Here is a 16,936-nt window from a genome sequence, read left to right on the forward strand (position 1 = left end):
GGCGGGGTCGGACACGGGCCGGTCAGACACGGCTGACGGTGAAGGGGATGCGCTTGGTGACGTCCTGGACGCGGACCTCGCCGCTGATCCGCGTGACGCGGGTGCCGCCGCCCGCGCAGACGACGCTGTCGCCGATCGCGTGACCGGCGTAGGAGACGAAGCGGATCTGGCCGCGGCCGCTGGTGTCGACCTTGATCTCGAAGGAGCCGATGGCGTACCGGGAGTCGCTGGGGCCGGTGGCGATCTCGGTCTTGAAGGTGTTGGCGCCCGCGACGACCGGTGTGACGGTCATGGCGCGGTCGTTGCCGTTGGCGGAGGCGGCCCCGGTGAACGGTGCGTCGAGCCCGGCCAGGCCGACGTAGTCGCCGATGGAGCCCCCGCAGGTGTCGACGGTGGCGGCGCCCGCCGCCGGTGCGGCGGACAGCGCGGTGGTCAGGGCGGCGGTCAGGGCGAACGCGGCGGCGGCTGCCGACCGGTGTCCTCTTCGCATGGCAGGGTGTCCCTTCCGGTGGACGGATCCCCGTCAGTATGCGAATCGCCGGGCCGCGTCGCGGGGGACACCTTCGCGCGGGCCGCCAGGATCACCGCAGCGGCGTAGTGCGAGCGGCCGGGCCGGCTGCGGAGGCGGCCGCGGGTGCGCCGACTGCGCTGCCGGGTACGGGTGTTCGAGGTGGGGGGCGGCCTCGGCCGCTCAGGGCCACGGCCGCAGGTCGTCGCAGAAGGTGGTGGCGGTGCCCGCAAGGCGCCAGCGGCGGCTGTGCCGGGAGTGGGTCCAGGTCTCGGGCGCGGTGCGGGTGGCGTCGATCCAGGCGGCGAGTTCGGGCAGGGCGCCGTGCCGCAACGCGAGCCGGGCGGTGGGGCGTTCGGCGGCCGGCAGCGGGGAGACGCCGACCCGTACGGTCGACCACCAGGCCGGGTGGAAGCCGCCCGTGCCGTAGTTGGAGCGCACCGGCGGGATCCACTCCGCGTGCAGCAGGGTCCCGTCCTCCCAGGGGCGGCTGTCGAAGTCCAGGCGGACGGTGTCCGCCCGCTCGGCGCCGAGCACGCCGAGCGCGTCGCGGACGTCCGTGGCGGTGAGCGGCCACGACAGCCCGCTGGGCAGACGGCGGTTACGGGAGGGCACGCCCCGAGGATGGCACGCGCCCGGGCCGGGGCGCACGCGAGTTCGCGCTGATCGGGGCGGGGGCGATGATCAACGGTGGCCGGCGGCCGCCTAGGGTCACGTGCATGTCCAGGACCACACCGCCGCGCCCGCTCGACGTCGAGGCGCTCTTCCCGGAGCTGACGGCCCACCGGGGCACCACCACCCGCCTCCACCCGCGCCCGGGGCGCCCCGACGCGACGGTCAGCTCCGTGGGCGGCCCGCTGCTGTGGCCCTCGGACGAACCCTGGCCGGTGTGCACCGACCCCCACAACCACCGGCGCGGCCACCGGCCGGCCGACGTCCACGAGCGGCGCCGGATCCTGGACGCCGCCTGGCGCCGGGACCCGGCCACCGGCCCCACCGACGAGGAGCGGCAGCTGCTCAAGGAACTCGACCGGCGCCACCGCGTCGAGGAAGGGGGCACCGCGGCCGACCCGCTGCCCCTGATCGGCCTCGCCCAGCTCTACCGGGCGCAGATCCCCGACCTGCCCGCCGGGCCGGACGGCTGCGACCTGCTCCAGGTGTTCTGGTGCCCCTTCGACGCCCACGGCCCCGGCCGCACCGGCATGCTGCTGGACCTGCGCTGGCGCCGCTCCTGGGAGGTCGCCGACGTGCTGACCGACCCGCCGCGCCCGCAGGTCGTCGGCTACGAGGGGTACCTGCCCGAGCCGTGCGTGCTGCACCCCGAGCAGGTGGCCGCCTACCCGTTCGCCGGCCTCCTCCCGGAGGACCTGGGCGCCCGCATCCACGCCTGGGAGGAGGCGCTGGAGGAGGAGGCCGCCGAGCAGGCGGCGGACGCGGACGCGGACGGGGACGGGGACGCGGACGGGGACGGGGACGGGTGCGGCGACGGCGAGGGCGACGGGGAGGAGCCGGTGGGCTACCAGTACGACCTGTCCATCCCGCCGGGCTGGCGGGCCGGCGGCTTCGCCTCCTGGCACGTCACCGACCCGGCCCCGATGGACTGCCCGGCCTGCGCGGCGCCGATGCACCTGCTGCTGACCGTCGACAGTTCGGAGTGGGACGGCGGCACCGGCAGCTGGAAGCCGCTGGAGGAGGAGCGGGACCCGCGCTCCTCCAGCACCCCGACCGCGGTCACCGTGGGCCGCTGGGGCGAGCTCAACGTCTTCGCCTGCCCCGCCGACCCCGCCCACCCGCACCGCTGGAGCGTCCAGTAGGGCCGGCCGGGACCGCCCGCAGGCGCCCGGCGGCGCTCGGCGAGGCCGTCAGGTCGCGGCCCGCTCCGGAGGGAAGTCGGCGCCGAGAGTGACCTCCCGCCAGTCGTCGAAGCCGGCCCTGAGGGAGTCGAGCTTGGCGGTGGCGATGTCGTACGCGGCCTTGCCCAGGAGCAGGCGCAGCGGCGGCTGTCCGGCCGTGACGGCCTCGATGACGGCCCGGGCGGCGCGGGCCGGGTCCCCGGGCTGGTGGCCGTAGGTGGCCAGGGTGCCGGCGCGTCGTGCGCCCGCCGTGGGCGCGTAGTCCTCGATGGCGGTGGCGGACTGGCGCATCGAGGGGCCGGACCAGTCGGTGCGGAACGCGGCGGGCTCGACGATCGTCACCTTGACGCCCAGCGGCGCGAGTTCGGCGGCGAGCGCCTCGGAGAGGCCCTCCACGGCGAACTTGGTCGCGTGGTAGTACCCGGTGGCGCCGAAGCCGACCAGGCCGCCGAGCGAGGAGATGTTGACGATGTGGCCCGCGCGCCGGGCGCGCATGCCCGGCAGAACGGCCTTGGTGGTGTCGACCAGACCGAAGACATTGGTGTCGAACAGGGCGCGGATCTCGTCGTCCTCGCCCTCCTCGACGGCGGCGAGGTAGCCGTAACCGGCGTTGTTGACCAGGACGTCGATCCCTCCGAAGGCGGTCTGCGCCCGCGCGACCGCCCTCGCGATCTGCCCGGAGTCGGTGACGTCCAGGGGCAGGGCGAGGGCGCGTTCGCCGTGCCCGCGGACCAGGTCGGCGACCTTGCGGGGGTCCCGGGCGGTGACCACGGCCCGCCATCCGCGCTCCAGTACGGCGGCGGCCAGGGCCCGGCCCAGGCCGGAGGAGCAGCCGGTGATGAACCAGACCGGCACGTCAGGGGAGGTCATACGGGAGGTGCCCTTCGCTCGAAGCGTGTTGCGTGGTGTCGGATGGGATGTCGGGTGGGGCGTCGCGGGGACCGGCGCCGGTGGAGCCGGCGAGCAGGGCCAGCGACTGCTCGGCGGCGCTGCCGGGTTCGGCGCGGTAGACGACGAGGTGCTGGCCGGGGGCGCTGTTGACGGAGAAGGTCTCGAAGCCCAGGGTGAGGTCCCCGACCAGCGGATGGCGGAAGCGCTTCGTCGAGGCCGTCTTGGCCCGTACCTCGTGGCGCGCCCACATGCGGGCGAAGTCGGCGCTGCGCACGGACAGTTCACCGACCAGCTCCCGCAGCCGCCGGTCGTCCGGGGTGGGATCGGCGGCTCGCAGCGCCGCCACGCACCCCTGCGCGACGACGGGCCAGTCCCGGTAGAAGTCCCGGGCGTTCGGGTTGAGGAACATCGCCGTGATCAGACCGGTGTCGCCGCCGAGCCAGGAGAACAGTGCCTCGCCCAGGGAGTTGACGGCCAGCAGGTCGAGGTAGCGGCCGTAGACCAGGGCCGGTGTGTCCGCCCAGGCGTCCAGCAGGGCCACCAGCTGCGGGCCCGCGTACTCCCGGGCGGGCTCGGGGCGTCCGGGGTGCGGCGGGTCGACCAGTGCGCGCAGGTAGGCGGCTTCCTCGCCCTTCAACAGCAGGGCGGCTGCCAGGGCCCGCCGGACCTGGGGCGAGGGATTGCTCTCGCGTCCCTGTTCCAGCCGCACGTAGTAGTCGGTGCTCACCCCGGCGAGGACCGCGATCTCCTCGCGCCGCAGACCGGGAGTACGGCGCGCCCCCGCGGGCATCCCGTGGTCCTCGGGACGCACCAGTGCGCGCCGGGCCCGCAGGAACTCGCTGAGCCGGTTCGTGTGCATGGCCACCACCGTAGGGGGACGCGGCACAAAGAAGGTGGCCCTGGCACACCCACCCGCTCGACCACCCGCTCGACCGGCCGTACGGGCGGGCCGTTCTGGCACAATCGACCGCATGTCCGAACAACCCCACGACGCCCTGAGCGAGTTGACGGCACTGCACCCCGCGGTGGCGGCGGCCGGTTCGGTGTGCGAGGCCCTGCGGGCGGCGGCCGAGCGGGCGGGGCACGTCCTCGTCGTCGAACCGGCCGCGGCGCAGGGCCTGGGCCCGCTGGGCGCGACGGTAAGCGCCGAGGGGCGGACCGCGTACGCCACGCTGCTGCGCGAGGGCGACGGCGAGGGGGAACACGAGGGCGGTGGCGGCGGGGGCCGGGTGCTCGCGGTGGACTGCTGGGACTACCGGGCCTGCGCGGCCACCGGCAGCACCCGGGACCCGGCCGAGGCCGCCGACGTGCTGCGCTCCTGGGTCCGGGGCGCCGGGGTGGACGAACTCACCGCCCGGTGGCCGTTCCTGCGCACCCGCGACCTCGCCGCGGCCGACCTGCGCGGCGAACGGGAGGCCGTCGCCCGGCGCTGGCGGGGCCGGCTGCAGGGCCCCGCCCGCGGGATGGCCGGCGAATGGCGCAGGCTCGCCGTGGCCGCCCACGCCGAGCCCAGGCTGCGGGTGCTCTCGCCCGGGCGGGCCATGTACTGGTTCACCCTCAGCCGCCGCGCCACCCCGCCGGTCAGCCAGGACCTGCCGCAGACCAGGCCGCTGGGCCGCGGCCGCTACGAGGTGACCCACGCCGACGGGCGGGTGCGGACGGTGGAGGGCGCGGCGGCGGCCGTCACGGTGATCCTGGAGGGCCTGCCCGGCGACCTGCGGTGACCGGCCGGACGGTGGCACACTCGACCGCATGTCCGAACAACCTCCCGAGCACACCGACCCCTTGGGCGCGTACGCGGCGCTCTACCCCGAGGTGGCGGCGGCCGGCTCGGTGCGCGACGCCCTCCAGGCGGCGGCCGACCGGGCGGGCCTGGAGCTGGCCGTCGAGCTGACCTCCTCGCCGGGCTGGCGTCACGTGGCCGCGAAGGCCGAGACCGAGACCGAGACCGAGACCGAGACCGAGACCGAGACCGATACCGAGACCGGGGCTGAGGCCGACGGCCGCTCGGCGACCGTCATCATCCCGCGCGGCGAGGAACGGGTCTTCCTGGTCGACTGCTGGCTCGGCGGCATCCACATGGCCACGGGCGGCGCCCTGGAGCTGGCCGACGTCGCCGCGGTGTTCCACGCCTGGGTGCGGGGGAGCGGGGTGCGTGAACTCACCGCCCGGTGGCCCTTCCTGCGCACCTGGGACCTCGCCGAGGCCCACGAGCGCGGCGAGGCCGAGGCCGTCGCCGCGCGGTGGCGGATGATGCAGCGCGGCCCCCTGCCCCACCGCGACGCCGAACTCCTGGACCTGATCCGGGCCGCCCACGCCGAGCCCCGGCTGCGGGCCCTGTCACCGGGGCAGTCGATGTGGTGGTTCACCCTCAGCCGCCGGGCCGCGCACCCCGGCGTCGGCGAGTTCCCGCGGACCAGGTCGCTGGGCCGGGGCCGCTTCGAGCTGACGTTCCCCGACCGCAGCGTGCGGGTGGTGGAGGGCGCGGAGGCCGCCGTCGCGGTGATCCTGGAGCACCTGCCCCCGGACCTCACCCCCTGACCCCCTGACCCCTGACCCCCTGACCCGCCGCCCGCCGTTCACCCGGCCCGGCGGGCCAGTTCGGCGTTCGCGCGCTCGGTGATCAGGGCCAGCGCCCGGCCGGCGGCGGCCAGGTCCGCGTCCGGGATGCCCGCGTACAGGCGGGCCGAGATCCCTGCCGTCTCGGCCCCGGCGCGCTCGTACAACTCGCTCCCGGCCGTGGTGAGTTCGAGCCTGCTGTCGGGGCGCTCGGCCAGCAGGGCGGCCGCCGTCAGCTCGCCGACGACGGCGCGCACCGCCGCCTCCGGGGCCTTGAGCGAGCCCGCGACCTCGGCGAGGAGCTCGCCGGCCCCGACCGACCCGCCCGCGGCGGTGACGGCGCGCAGCGTCACGTTCTGCTCGAAGGTGGCGCCGTGGCGGGCCAGGACGCCCTCCAGGAGGGCGCGGGCGGCGTAGTGGGCCAGGGCGATGGAGCGGGGGTTGAGCGCGGGGGCGGCCGCGGTGGTGGTCGCGGTTGCGGTGGTGGTGGTCATGGCCGGTGCTGCTCCTCGTCGTCGTCGGTGTGCGGGTCCAGCGGTACGTCGAGCAGGGCGGTCAGCTCGCGGGTGAACTCCCGGGCGCGCGGGCTGTGTCGGCCGCCGAGGGGTTCCAGCAGCCGCTCCAGCAGGCCCTGGACCACGGCGACCGCCCGGCCGGTGACCTCGCGGCCCTGTTCGGTGAGCGAGAGCTGCATCGCGCGCGGGTCCTTCGGGTCCCGGGTGCGCTCGACCAGTCCGGCGGCCTCCAGGGCGCGGGCGAGCTTGGAGACGTAGAGGGCCTCCAGGCCGGTGCGGTCGGCGAGTTGGCGCTGGCTGGGGCGCTGCCCGGTGCGGGCCAGGCCGTACAGCGAGCCCAGCAGCGCGTACTGGGCGTGGGTCAGGTCCAGCGGCGCGAGGGCCCGGTCGACGGCGACCCGCCACTTCATGGACAGGCGCCAGACCAGGAATCCGGCGGTGGCGCTCTCGGCTGCTTCGCTCATGACGGATACCGTACATGGCTACTATGTTCATGGCTACTGTTTTCCCGGTCGGGGAGAATGAAGCCGAACGCCACAGCGGAGGAGCGGCCCCGTGCCCGAGCAGCAGCAGGAGCAGCAGCACCGGATCGTCCTGGTGCGTCACGCCAAGTCCGCCTGGCCCGACGGCGTCGACGACCACGAACGCCCCCTCGCCCCGCGGGGCCTACGGGCCGCCCCGCTCGCCGGGCGACGGCTCGCCGGCCACGGCTGGACGCCCGACCTCGCGCTCGTCTCGACCGCCGAACGCGCCCTCCGCACCTGGCAGTTGATGGCCGCCGAGCTCCCCGCCCCACCGGAGGCCGTCCACGACGGGCGCCTCTACGGCCTCGACACCGGCGAGCAGCTGATCGCCCTCCTCGCCGCCCTTCCCGACCCGGTCGCCACCGTCCTGGTGCTCGGGCACAACCCCGTCCTCCACGAGGCGGCCGACGCCCTGGCCGGTGAGGCCGACGACCCGGCGCAGGCGGCCCGGCTGCGCGAGCGCTTCCCGACGGCCGCCGTCGCCGTGCTGGCTTTCACCGGCCCCTGGCAGCGCCTGCGGCCCGGCACCGCGCGGCTGGTCGACCACTGGACGCCCAAGGGCGGCTGAGGGCGGCTGAGGGCGGCCGGGGCGGCAGTCGCGAAGGCCCGCACCGGTACGGGCCTTCGCGACTCCCGGTGACGGTTACCCCCGGCCGGCCCCAATGCTGCGCCGGGGCGGGGTGGTTCACCCGAACGGGATTCGTGTGTTTACCGCTCCCGCACCCGTCGCAGCCCGATGTCGGAGACCTCGCCCAGGTGGCCGAGCTTGTCGGGGTTGGACACGGAGTGCAGCGCCCGGATCGCGCCGTCGACGATGTCCAGCTCCAGGACGGCGGCCACGCGCCCCCGCGGGTCGTAGGAGACCGCGCCCGGGCGGCCGTTGACCGTCGCCGGGTGCAGGGTGATGCCGAGTTCGCGGCCGCGGCCGAAGCCGAAGGCGAGCAGCTGGGCGACGCGCTCGCGGCCGGCGACCGACTTTCCGACCGCCTGCGCCTTGCCGCCGCCGTCGCCGTGGAAGACCACGTCGGGGGCGAGCAGGTCCAGCAGCTCGGTCAGGTCCCCGCCGGCGGCCGCCGCGAAGAAGCGGCGCGCCAGTTCGTCGCCCTCCGCCCGCCGGGCCGCGGGGAGCGGGGTGTCCGCGCCGCCCGCGGCCAGGCGTTTGCGGGCCCGGGCCAGGATCTGACGGCAGTTCGCCTCCGACTTGCCGGTCAGCTCCGCGACCTCCGGGTAGCCGTAGCCGAAGGCCTCGCGCAGCAGGAACACCGCCCGCTCCACGGGGGAGAGGGCCTCCAGCATCAGCAGCAGGGCCATCGACAGCGAGTCGGCCAGTTCGGCGTGCTCGGCGGGGGCGTCGCCGGGGCGCTCGGCGAAGGCGACCACCGGCTCCGGCAGCCACTCGCCGACGTAGGACTCGCGCCGCACCCGCGCCGAACCGAGGTGGTTGATGCCCAGGCGGGTGACCGAAGTGGCCAGGTACGCCTTGAGGTTGGTGACGGTGGTGCCCGCCCGCTGGGCGCGGGTCAGGTTGAGGAAGGTGTCCTGGACGAGGTCCTCGGCGTCGCCCACCGAACCCGTCATGCCGTAGGCGATGGAGAACAGCAGCGGCCGGTACCCCGCCGCCTCCGTCGCGCCCGCGCCGCCCGCCGCTCCTGCCGCTCCCGCCATGGCCACCCCGTCTCCCGTCCCCGGCGCCGCCCCGGCCCCGGGGTGGCGCGCGTCACCGTGGGCGGCTGTCACGGGCCGCCCGGCCGCCCTGTCCCAGAGGGCAGCAGCGGACAAACGTACCGAGGAGAACGAGCGTCATGAACACTGCCCTGTGGACCGTCACCGCCCTGCTGGCCGCCGCCTACCTGCTCGGCGGCGCCTTCAAGGTGCTGGTGCCCAAGGAGCGGATCGCCGCCGCCGGGCGCAGCGGCCGCTGGGTCGAGGACTTCGGCGCGGGGGCGGTGAGGGCGATCGGCGCCCTCGAAGTCCTGGCCGCGCTCGGCCTGGTGCTGCCCGCGCTGGTGCACGTCGCGCCGGTGCTGGTGCCGCTGGCCGCGCTCGGCCTGGCGCTGCTGATGGCCGGCGCGGCGGCGGTGCGCCTGCGGCGCCGGGAGTACCCGCTGGTGGCGGTGGACGCGCTCTACCTGCTGCTGGCCGCCTTCGTGGCCTGGGGCCGCCTGTAGGGCCCGTCGCCCAACTGCCCCTCGGAGGGCCCTTGCTAGGGTGCGCGGATGGAAGACCTGGACCTGGGAACCGTGGCCTGGCCGCCCGCACCGATCCGCACCGAACGCCTCGTGCTGCGCGGCAGCCGGGAGTGCGACCGTGCGGCGTTCGTCGACCTGTTCTCCTCGCCCGAGGTGCACACCTACCTCGGCGGGGCCCGGCCGCGCGCGCAGGTGGAGCGCGAGCTGCCCGGGGCGCCCGAGGACCGGCCCGGGACCTTCGTCGCCGAACTCGACGGGGCGATGGTCGGCCTGGTCCTGCTCCGCCGGGCGACCGGCCACCGCCGCCCGGCCGCCACCGGCCGGCTCGACCTCGGCTACCTGTTCCTGCCCCGGGCCTGGGGGCGCGGCTACGCCGCCGAGGCGTGCGCGGCGGCACTGGCCTGGCTCGCCGGAGCGCTGCCCGGCGAGGCGGTGGTGCTGACCACCCAGAGCGCCAACACCGCCTCGATGCGGCTCGCGGCGAAACTGGGCTTCACCGAGGTGGAGCGCTTCCAGGCCTGGGACGCCGAGCAGTGGCTCGGAATCCGCCCCCCGGCACCCGGCGCCTGACCGCGCTTCCGCTCAACTGCGCTCAACTGCGCCGCGCCCGCCCGGCGTTCGGCTGCGCCGCGCCAGGACGGCGATCGCCTCCCGGCACCAGTCCCGGTTGCCCCGCTCGAAGGCCAGGCCGCGCAGGCAGGTCAGGTACGGGCCGATCCGCTCGCCCTCGCGCAGGAACCGCGCCTCGTCCCACCCGCCGCGCATGCCGTGCAGCATCCGCTCGAACAGGTCGATCTTCGCCTGGGCGAACTCGGCGCGCTCGGCGAGCTGTTCGGCGAGCACGGCGGGGTCGAGGTGGTCGGCGGCGCGGACCTTGACCATCAGGTCGTCGCGCACGAAGGAGGGCTTGGCGCTCGCGGCGGCGAACTCGTCCAGTTCGGCGAGGCCGGCCGCGGTGACGGTGAACAGCCGCTTGGTGGGGCGCCCCTCCTGCGCCACCTCCCGCCCGGCGACCAGCTTGTCCCGTTCCAGCCGGGCCAGTTCGGCGTAGAGCTGCTGCGGCTGGGCGTACCAGAAGTTGGCCACGCCGAGGTCGAAGGCCTTGGCCAGGTCGTAGCCGCTGGTCTCCCCGTCCAGCAGGGCGGCCAGCACGGCGTGTCGCAGGGCCATCGGGTCGGCCCTCCCTCCTGTTGCCGGATGTGCTCCGCATGGTAGTAGTCATCAATCTGACTAGTCACATCCATGACTATCCCGGGAGTGCCGCCATGACCGCCGCCGCCACCACCGCTGCCACCGCCGCCGAGCGCCTGCGCGCCGCCGTCGACGCCCGCGACCTCGCCGCGCTGGACGACCTGTTCACCGACGACATCCGCTTCTACAGCCCGGTCAAGTTCGGCCCCTTCGAGGGCAAGCCCATGGTGCTCGGCCTCTTCGGGGTGCTGCTGCGCACCTTCGAGGACTTCCGCTACGTCGGCGCGTACGAGGGCGCCGCGCAGACCAGCGCGGACGGTACCGAGGCGCCCTCGGCGGTGCTGCTGTTCCGGGCGGTGGTGGGCGGCAAGGAGATCCACGGCATCGACCTGGTGCACGTCGACGAGCAGGGCCGGATCAAGGAGTTCACCGTGATGGTCCGTCCCCAGTCCGCCGTCCAGGCCCTCGGCCAGGCGGTCTTCGCCGGCCTGATCGCCGCCGGCCTGGTCCCCGCCCCGCCCACCGCCTGAGACCCCCTGCCCGAGGTCCAACGCCCGTCCGGTGCAGGCCTGGTGCACCCCCGCCCGCCCCGGCCTGGCCTGGAGGGGTGGCGGCGCTTCGGGACACGGCTGTTGCCGTTCGCGGACACCGCCGGCCCGCCGGAGCGGGCAGGATGTGGGCGAACGTTCCGAGGGGGGACGGCCGACGGGGGTGGCGTGATGGGGAGTGCGGCGCGGCGCGGGGGCGCGGTGGTCGCGGCGGCGGTGCTGGCGCTGGGGGCGGCGGCCTGTACGGGGCAGGACGGCGGCACGCCGGAACCCGCGGCGAAACCCACGGCGAAACCCGCGGCGACAGCGGTGGCGACGGCCGCGGCCACTGCGGCGGTGCACCGGGTGGTGCTGCCCGAGCCGGCCCCGGCGTCGGCGCAGTGGGTCCTGGACGAGCTGGCCACGATGCACAAGGGCACGCCGGACTGCCCCGTCCCGACGCCGGAGAACACGGTCGTGCTCGACCGGAGCGAGGGCTCCCAGGACTGGGCGGACGTGGTGTGGCTGGAGGACGACTCCCACCTGTGCCTGGCCTCGACCACCCGCGTCGACGGCCGCCTGAACACCGACGTCACCGGTGGCCCGCCCGGGGCCTTCACGGCCCGCAGGCGGCCGACGATGATCGGCGACCACCGGCGGCTGTCCCTCTTCGTGCTCTTCCCCGTGGACACCAAGCAGGTCGTGCTGCGGGGCGATGCCCGGCACCGGTTCGGGCCGCTGCACCAGCGGGTGATCGACCTCGGCGGCGGGAGGGCGGTCACCGTCGTCCGGTACGGCTTCGCCACCCAGGTCCCCGGCGCCCCGGCTCCCGGGGCGCAGACGATGGAGCCGCCGTACACGGACGACCTGCCCCAGCTGTGCCCGACCGTCACCGAGCCGTGCCGCGCCGCGGACGTCGACGGCTGAGCGGGCCGTGGTCCCCCGTTCAGTCCAGCAGGGCCGCCACCGCCGCCACCGGCCAGTGGCCGGCGGCGCCGGGGCGGGTGGCGAGGTAGCCGGCGGTGCGCCAGGGGCCCCAGGTGTGGGATTCGGCGAGGCCGGCGGCCAGGGTGCGCAGGTAGGCGGGGGAGGGGGCGGTGGGGGTGGCGCCGGCCAGGCCGGTGGGGGAGGTGAGGGTGAGCACCGGGCGCCCCCGGAGCGCGCCCACGCGCAGGAGGGTCTCGTAGCGGCCGGGGCCGAGGCGGTCGCGCCCGGTGGCCAGGACGCGGGTGAGGTCGAGGTCGGCGGCGGGGGCGCGCTGTATCTCCTGGGCGGCGACGTCGCCGAACTGGCCGGCCGTGACGAGGTAGGCGCGGCAGGGCACCCGCCCGGGCCCGGCGGGGTCGTAGAAGGCGGTGCCGCCGCCCCAGGTGGCCGAGTGCCCGGCGAAGTACACCGTGCCGGGCAGGGGCAGGGCCGCGCTGGCGCGCGGCGGGCGCCGGTCGCGGCAGCCCGGGCAGGCGCGTGCCGCGCCCGCGGGGCGGCCGCCGCAGAGGTAGCAGGAGAAGCGGGCGGCGTGCAGGTTGGACCCGTACGCCGCGTACCAGAGGAGCCGGTCCCGGCCGGTGGTGCCGGGGCGGGCGGCCCGGGCGCACACCGAATTCACAGGAAACATCCGCACGGAAAAGGGCGGCGGCAGCCTCCCACACAAAGATGAGAATGACGTGCACAGGTCGAGAATCCGTCCGAAACCCCCCGATTCGGTAGCCGACCCCTCACTACCTGTACCGTTCCGGTCGCCATGGTGTTCATCACTCTTCCCTCCGTCGTCACGCCCCTCCGGTTTCCGCCGATTAGCCTTCACCATCGAAAACGCTCGAAACCCCCCGAAATGACATTCGATTCGTATCGATGCCTGAGGAAACGGCATCGATGATGAGAATTCTCTTTGACCGCACCTTCGCTGCATCCAGCCGACTCCCAGCGGAGTCATGGTGAGTGGGCGCGTCCCACCAGGTGACGACCAGGTCACCGCACGTAGCAGGCAATGCGCGCCCTCCCAGGAAAACGGAGCCGAGGAACCCACCCCATGGACGCACGGCATGACACGTCCGGCCCAGTCACGCTGCACCGCCCCCACCCGGGGCAGGCAGCCGGCTGGCCGGTGGCCCAGCCCGCCCACCCCCGAAGCCTCCTCGACGTCATCGCCGCCACGGCCGACGCGCACCCGCACGCGCCCGCCCTGGACACCGGCGACGCCGTCCTCGACTACAGAACCCTGCTGCAGGAGGTCGACGCCCTCGCCGGCGTCCTGGCCGGCCACGGCATCGGCACCGGCGACCGGGTGGGCGTACGCATCCCCTCCGGCACCGCCGACCTGTACGTCGCCATCCTCGCCGTGCTGCGCTGCGGCGCCGCCTACGTCCCGGTGGACGCCGACGACCCCGACGAGCGCGCCGAGATGATCTGGCAGGACGCCCGGGTCTGCGCCGTCGTCGGCGCCGAGCGCCGCCTGTTCGCCGGCCCCGCCGCCCGCCCCTCGGGCCGCCCCGCCTGGCCCACCCCCGCCGACGACGCCTGGATCATCTTCACCTCCGGCACCACCGGCCGCCCCAAGGGCGTGGCCGTCACCCACCGCAGCGCCGCCGCCTTCGTCGACGCCGAGGCCCGGATCTTCCTTCGCCCCCAGCCGCTGGGCCCCGGGGACCGCGTCCTGGCGGGCCTGTCGGTGGCCTTCGACGCCTCCTGCGAGGAGATGTGGCTGGCCTGGCGCCACGGCGCCTGCCTCGTCCCCGCCCCCCGCTCCCTGGTCAAGGCCGGCACCGACCTGGGCCCCTGGCTCGTCCAGCGCCGCATCACCGCGATCTCCACCGTCCCCACCCTGCTCGCCCTGTGGCCCCAGGAGTGCCTGGACCAGGTCCGCCTGATCATCGTCGGCGGCGAGGCCTGCCCGGCCGAACTGGTCGAGCGCCTGGCCGTCCCCGGCCGCGAGTTCTGGAACACCTACGGCCCCACCGAGACCACCGTCGTCGCCACCGCCGCCCGGATGCTCCCCGGCGAGCCGGTGCGCATCGGCGCCCCCCTGGACGGCTGGGAGATCGCCGTCGTCGGCCCCGACGGCCACCCCGTGCCCTGGTACGAGAGCGGCGAACTGCTGATCAGCGGCATCGGCACCGCCCGCTACCTCGACCCCGCCAAGGACGCCGAGAAGTACAGCCCGCACCCCGCGATCGCCTCCCCCCGCGTCTACCGCAGCGGCGACCTGGTCCGCAACGACCCCGAGGGCCTGGTCTTCCTCGGCCGCGCCGACGACCAGATCAAACTCGGCGGGCGCCGCATCGAACTCGGCGAGATCGACGCCGCCCTCCAGGCCCTGCCCGGCATCCGCGCGGCCGCCGCCGCCGTCCGCAAGACCCCCGCCGGCGCCGACCTGCTGGTCGGCTACCTCGTCGCCCAGCCCGGCACCACCCCCGACCTGGCCACCGCCCGCCGGCACCTGCTGGAGCGCCTGCCCCGACCCCTGGTGCCCGTCCTGGCCCTGGTCGACTCCCTGCCGACCAAGACCTCCGGCAAGGTCGACCGCCACGCCCTGCCCTGGCCGCTGCCCACCACCGGCACCACCAGCCCCGACGGCCCCGCCCAGCCCCTGGACGGCACCGCCGGCTGGCTCGCCGGCCAGTGGGAGCGCCTGCTCGGCATGGCCCCCGGCAACGGCGACGACTTCTTCGCCCTCGGCGGCTCCAGCCTCACCGCCGCCCGCCTGGTCTCCGAACTGCGCACCCGCCACAGCGGCGTCTCCGTCGCCGACCTCTACGCCCACCCGGTACTCGGCGACCTCGCCGGCTACCTCGACTCCCTCGCCCCGGCCCCGCGGGCCCAGGCGGCCGCGGCCGGGCCGGAATCCGCCGCGACCGCCCCGCCCCGCAGGCCGGTGCGCCCCACCCCGCGCAGCGCCGGCCTCTGGCAGACCCTGATGCTGCTCGCCATGTTCGGCCTCTCCGGCCTGCGCTGGGTGATCGTCCTGATCGCCGCCGACAACCTCATGGGCACCGACATCCCCTGGGCCCCGCACAGCTCCTGGTGGCCCGTGGCCGCCGGCGCGCTCCTCTTCTTCACCGCCCCCGGCCGCACCCTGCTCGCCGCCGCCGGCGCCCGCCTGATCACCGCCGGCATCCGCCCCGGCAGCCACCCCCGCGGCGGCCACGTCCACCTGCGACTGTGGGCCGCCGAGCGCTACACCGCCATGTTCGGCACCGGCAACCTCTCCGGCACCCCCTGGGCCGTGCGCTACGCCCGGATGCTCGGCTGCCGCGTCGGCCGCGACGTCCAGCTGCACACCGCGCCCCCGGTCACCGGCCTGGCCCGGATCGGCAACGGCGCCAGCCTCGAACCCGAGGTCGACATCGCCGGCTGGTGGCTCGACGGCGACACCCTCCAGCTCGGCCACCTCGACATCGGCGAGGGCGCCGCCGTCGGCCACCGCGCCACCGTGATGCCCGGCGCCCGCGTCGGCGCCGGCGCCCAGATCGCCCCCGGCTCCTGCGTCACCGCCACCGTCCCGCCCGGCGAGCACTGGCACGGCTCCCCGGCCCGCCCCTGCACCGAGGCCCGCACCCCCTGGCCCACCGCCCCCGCCAAGCGCACCCGCGCCTGGAACCCGGCCTACGGCGCCGCCTTCGCCCTCTTCGGCCTCGTCCCCGTCCTGGCCGCCCTGCCCGCGCTGTTCATCGTCTACCCGCTGGTCGGCACCGACCGCACCCTGCTCGCCGCCCTGCTCCAGCTGCTGCCGCTGACCGTGCCGCTGGCCGTCCTGACCGTCTTCTGCCACGCCGCACTGATAGCCCTCCTGATCCGCCTGCTCTCGCTCCCGCTGCGCCCGGGCTTCCACCCGGCCACCGGCGGCGTCGCCTTCTGCGCCTGGGGGGTCTCCCACCTCAGCGACGGCGCCCGGCGCACCCTGTTCCCCTTCTACGCCAGCCTCTTCACCCCGGTGTGGCTGCGCCTGCTCGGCGCGAGGGTCGGGCGCCGGGTGGAGGCCTCCACCGTGCTCGCCCTGCCCGCCCTGATGCGGGTCGACGACGGCGCCTTCCTCGCCGACGACACCCTGGTCGCCCCCTACGAGCTGCGCGACGGCTGGCTGCACCTGGGCCGCTCCCACGTCGGGCGCCGCTCCTTCGTCGGCAACTCCGGCATCGTCGGCCCCGGCCGCTCGCTGCCCGACAACTCCCTGGTCGGCGTGCTCTCCGACACCCCCGCCCAGGCCCCCGAGGGCTCCTCCTGGCTGGGCCGGCCCGCCTTCGCCCTGCCCCGGGTGGCCGCCGCCGGCGGCGAGGACCGCACCTACAACCCGCCCAAGCGCCTGATGTGGGCCCGGGCCGGCGTCGAGGTCTGCCGGCTGCTGCCGGTCGTCGTCGCCGCGATCCTGGCCGACCTGGTCTTCGCCGCCCTCCAGGCGATCCGCGACGACTACGGGCTGGGCACCGCCGCCGGCGCGGCCGGCCTGGTGCTGGCGGCCGCCGCCGTGGCCGCCCTGGCGCTCACCACCCTCGCCAAGTGGCTGCTGGTCGGACGCTTCCGGGTGTCCGAGCACCCGCTGTGGTCCTCCTTCGTCTGGCGCAACGAGCTCTACGACACCTTCGTCGAGGAACTCGCCATGCCCTTCGGCGGCGGCGCCATGACCGGCACCCCCTACCTCAACCTGTGGCTGCGCAGCCTCGGCGCGAGGATCGGGCGCGGGGCCTGGTGCGAGACCCACTGGCTGCCCGAGAGCGACCTGGTCACCGTCGGGGCGGGCGCCAGCGTCAACCGCGGCACCGTGCTGCAGACCCACCTGTTCCACGACCGGGTGATGCGGCTGGGCCCCGTCCACCTGGGCGCCGGCTCCACCACCGGGCCGCACTCGATCGTGCTGCTCAACTCCTCGCTCGGCGACGACACCACCGTCGGCCCGGCCTCCCTGGTGATGCGCGGGGAGAACGTCCCCGGCGCCACCCGCTGGCTGGGCAACCCGGTCGCCGCCTGGAACGCCGACGCCACCCCGCCGGCCGGGCGCCGCGCGGCCCGCGGGCGGCGCCGGGCCGCCGTGATGTAGCCCACCCGCACGGGCCCGCGCACAGGCGGTGGGGGGGCGCGGGGACCCCCGGGGCCCCCCCCCCCCCGCCGGCCGGGGGGGGGGGGGGCAAGCCCCGGGGAAGGTAGAGCGGGGGGGGGGGGAAGTGTGTTATTATGGGGGGTTATAT

At 75.7% G+C, this 16,936-nt stretch carries 18 protein-coding genes; 9 read left to right on the forward strand and 9 right to left on the reverse strand.

The window, feature by feature from the left end:
* Positions 1-22: 22 nt before the first annotated feature.
* Both ACFY2K_RS26995 and ACFY2K_RS27000 read right to left on the reverse strand, forming a co-directional pair.
* The gene (locus ACFY2K_RS26995) at positions 23-490 is read right to left on the reverse strand and encodes a hypothetical protein (RefSeq protein WP_375896525.1); all 468 of its coding nucleotides are present in this window, start codon (positions 488-490) and stop codon (positions 23-25) included.
* A gap of 201 nt (positions 491-691) precedes the next feature.
* Positions 692-1,123 carry a hypothetical protein gene (locus ACFY2K_RS27000; RefSeq protein ID WP_380593914.1) on the reverse strand — a complete coding sequence of 144 codons (432 nt, stop codon included), beginning with the start codon at positions 1,121-1,123 and terminating at the stop codon, positions 692-694.
* Between the two features lie 104 nt (positions 1,124-1,227).
* On the opposite strand from ACFY2K_RS27000, the gene ACFY2K_RS27005 reads away from it, so the two are divergent.
* A complete protein-coding gene (locus ACFY2K_RS27005) occupies positions 1,228-2,322 on the forward strand; it encodes a hypothetical protein (protein ID WP_387714725.1) in 1,095 nt (364 codons plus the stop codon).
* A 48-nt stretch (positions 2,323-2,370) separates the two neighbouring features.
* Here ACFY2K_RS27005 and ACFY2K_RS27010 read toward each other — a convergent pair whose 3' ends face one another.
* Together ACFY2K_RS27010 and ACFY2K_RS27015 are read right to left on the reverse strand one after the other, a co-directional pair.
* Entirely contained in the window at positions 2,371-3,231 is an 861-nt protein-coding gene (locus ACFY2K_RS27010; protein WP_387714727.1) for an oxidoreductase, read from the reverse strand.
* Positions 3,218-4,111, reverse strand: coding sequence for a helix-turn-helix domain-containing protein (locus ACFY2K_RS27015; protein WP_387714729.1), 894 nt, complete (start codon positions 4,109-4,111; stop codon positions 3,218-3,220). The genes ACFY2K_RS27010 and ACFY2K_RS27015 overlap by 14 nt, the downstream gene beginning before the upstream one ends.
* A gap of 112 nt (positions 4,112-4,223) precedes the next feature.
* Here ACFY2K_RS27015 and ACFY2K_RS27020 point away from each other — a divergent pair, with 112 nt between their 5' ends.
* Positions 4,224-4,976: a DUF6193 family natural product biosynthesis protein gene (locus ACFY2K_RS27020; RefSeq protein WP_387714732.1), complete on the forward strand. Its 753-nt coding sequence runs from the start codon at positions 4,224-4,226 to the stop codon at positions 4,974-4,976.
* Positions 4,977-5,004: 28 nt separating this feature from the next.
* Positions 5,005-5,793, forward strand: coding sequence for a DUF6193 family natural product biosynthesis protein (locus ACFY2K_RS27025; RefSeq protein ID WP_387714735.1), 789 nt, complete (start codon positions 5,005-5,007; stop codon positions 5,791-5,793).
* A gap of 38 nt (positions 5,794-5,831) precedes the next feature.
* On the opposite strand, the gene ACFY2K_RS27030 is transcribed toward ACFY2K_RS27025, so the two are convergent.
* Both ACFY2K_RS27030 and ACFY2K_RS27035 read right to left on the reverse strand, forming a co-directional pair.
* Positions 5,832-6,305, reverse strand: a complete 474-nt coding sequence (locus ACFY2K_RS27030; RefSeq protein ID WP_387714738.1) for a MarR family transcriptional regulator — start codon at positions 6,303-6,305, stop codon at positions 5,832-5,834.
* A complete protein-coding gene (locus ACFY2K_RS27035; RefSeq protein ID WP_387714741.1) occupies positions 6,302-6,790 on the reverse strand; it encodes a MarR family winged helix-turn-helix transcriptional regulator in 489 nt (162 codons plus the stop codon). The genes ACFY2K_RS27030 and ACFY2K_RS27035 overlap by 4 nt, the downstream gene beginning before the upstream one ends.
* Before the next feature lie 91 nt (positions 6,791-6,881).
* Between ACFY2K_RS27035 and ACFY2K_RS27040 the strand changes: the two genes are divergently transcribed.
* Entirely contained in the window at positions 6,882-7,418 is a 537-nt protein-coding gene (locus tag ACFY2K_RS27040) for a SixA phosphatase family protein (RefSeq protein ID WP_387714744.1), read from the forward strand.
* Between the two features lie 140 nt (positions 7,419-7,558).
* Here ACFY2K_RS27040 and sigJ read toward each other — a convergent pair whose 3' ends face one another.
* Positions 7,559-8,515 (reverse strand): RNA polymerase sigma factor SigJ, encoded by a 957-nt coding sequence (gene sigJ / locus ACFY2K_RS27045; protein WP_380641913.1) that lies wholly within the window; start codon positions 8,513-8,515, stop codon positions 7,559-7,561.
* Between the two features lie 137 nt (positions 8,516-8,652).
* On the opposite strand from sigJ, the gene ACFY2K_RS27050 reads away from it, so the two are divergent.
* Both ACFY2K_RS27050 and ACFY2K_RS27055 read left to right on the forward strand, forming a co-directional pair.
* The gene (locus ACFY2K_RS27050; protein WP_380526987.1) at positions 8,653-9,018 is read left to right on the forward strand and encodes a DoxX family protein; all 366 of its coding nucleotides are present in this window, start codon (positions 8,653-8,655) and stop codon (positions 9,016-9,018) included.
* Positions 9,019-9,066: 48 nt separating this feature from the next.
* A complete protein-coding gene (locus tag ACFY2K_RS27055; protein WP_380526989.1) occupies positions 9,067-9,609 on the forward strand; it encodes a GNAT family N-acetyltransferase in 543 nt (180 codons plus the stop codon).
* A gap of 12 nt (positions 9,610-9,621) precedes the next feature.
* Here the strand turns inward: ACFY2K_RS27055 and ACFY2K_RS27060 are convergent, their stop codons facing one another.
* The gene (locus ACFY2K_RS27060) at positions 9,622-10,209 is read right to left on the reverse strand and encodes a PadR family transcriptional regulator (RefSeq protein WP_387714749.1); all 588 of its coding nucleotides are present in this window, start codon (positions 10,207-10,209) and stop codon (positions 9,622-9,624) included.
* Between the two features lie 95 nt (positions 10,210-10,304).
* Between ACFY2K_RS27060 and ACFY2K_RS27065 the strand changes: the two genes are divergently transcribed.
* Together ACFY2K_RS27065 and ACFY2K_RS27070 are read left to right on the forward strand one after the other, a co-directional pair.
* Complete coding sequence (locus tag ACFY2K_RS27065) at positions 10,305-10,760, forward strand: nuclear transport factor 2 family protein (RefSeq protein WP_380526993.1); 456 nt, start codon at positions 10,305-10,307, stop codon at positions 10,758-10,760.
* A 189-nt stretch (positions 10,761-10,949) separates the two neighbouring features.
* Entirely contained in the window at positions 10,950-11,684 is a 735-nt protein-coding gene (locus ACFY2K_RS27070; protein ID WP_380641915.1) for a hypothetical protein, read from the forward strand.
* Between the two features lie 19 nt (positions 11,685-11,703).
* On the opposite strand, the gene ACFY2K_RS27075 is transcribed toward ACFY2K_RS27070, so the two are convergent.
* Complete coding sequence (locus ACFY2K_RS27075; RefSeq protein WP_387714753.1) at positions 11,704-12,363, reverse strand: histone deacetylase; 660 nt, start codon at positions 12,361-12,363, stop codon at positions 11,704-11,706.
* 423 nt (positions 12,364-12,786) lie between these two features.
* Here ACFY2K_RS27075 and ACFY2K_RS27080 point away from each other — a divergent pair, with 423 nt between their 5' ends.
* Positions 12,787-16,788 carry a Pls/PosA family non-ribosomal peptide synthetase gene (locus ACFY2K_RS27080; protein WP_387714756.1) on the forward strand — a complete coding sequence of 1,334 codons (4,002 nt, stop codon included), beginning with the start codon at positions 12,787-12,789 and terminating at the stop codon, positions 16,786-16,788.
* Positions 16,789-16,936: the final 148 nt, after the last annotated feature.

Origin of the sequence: Kitasatospora sp. NPDC001309 (assembly GCF_042896295.1) — a bacterium.
Classification (GTDB): domain Bacteria; phylum Actinomycetota; class Actinomycetes; order Streptomycetales; family Streptomycetaceae; genus Kitasatospora.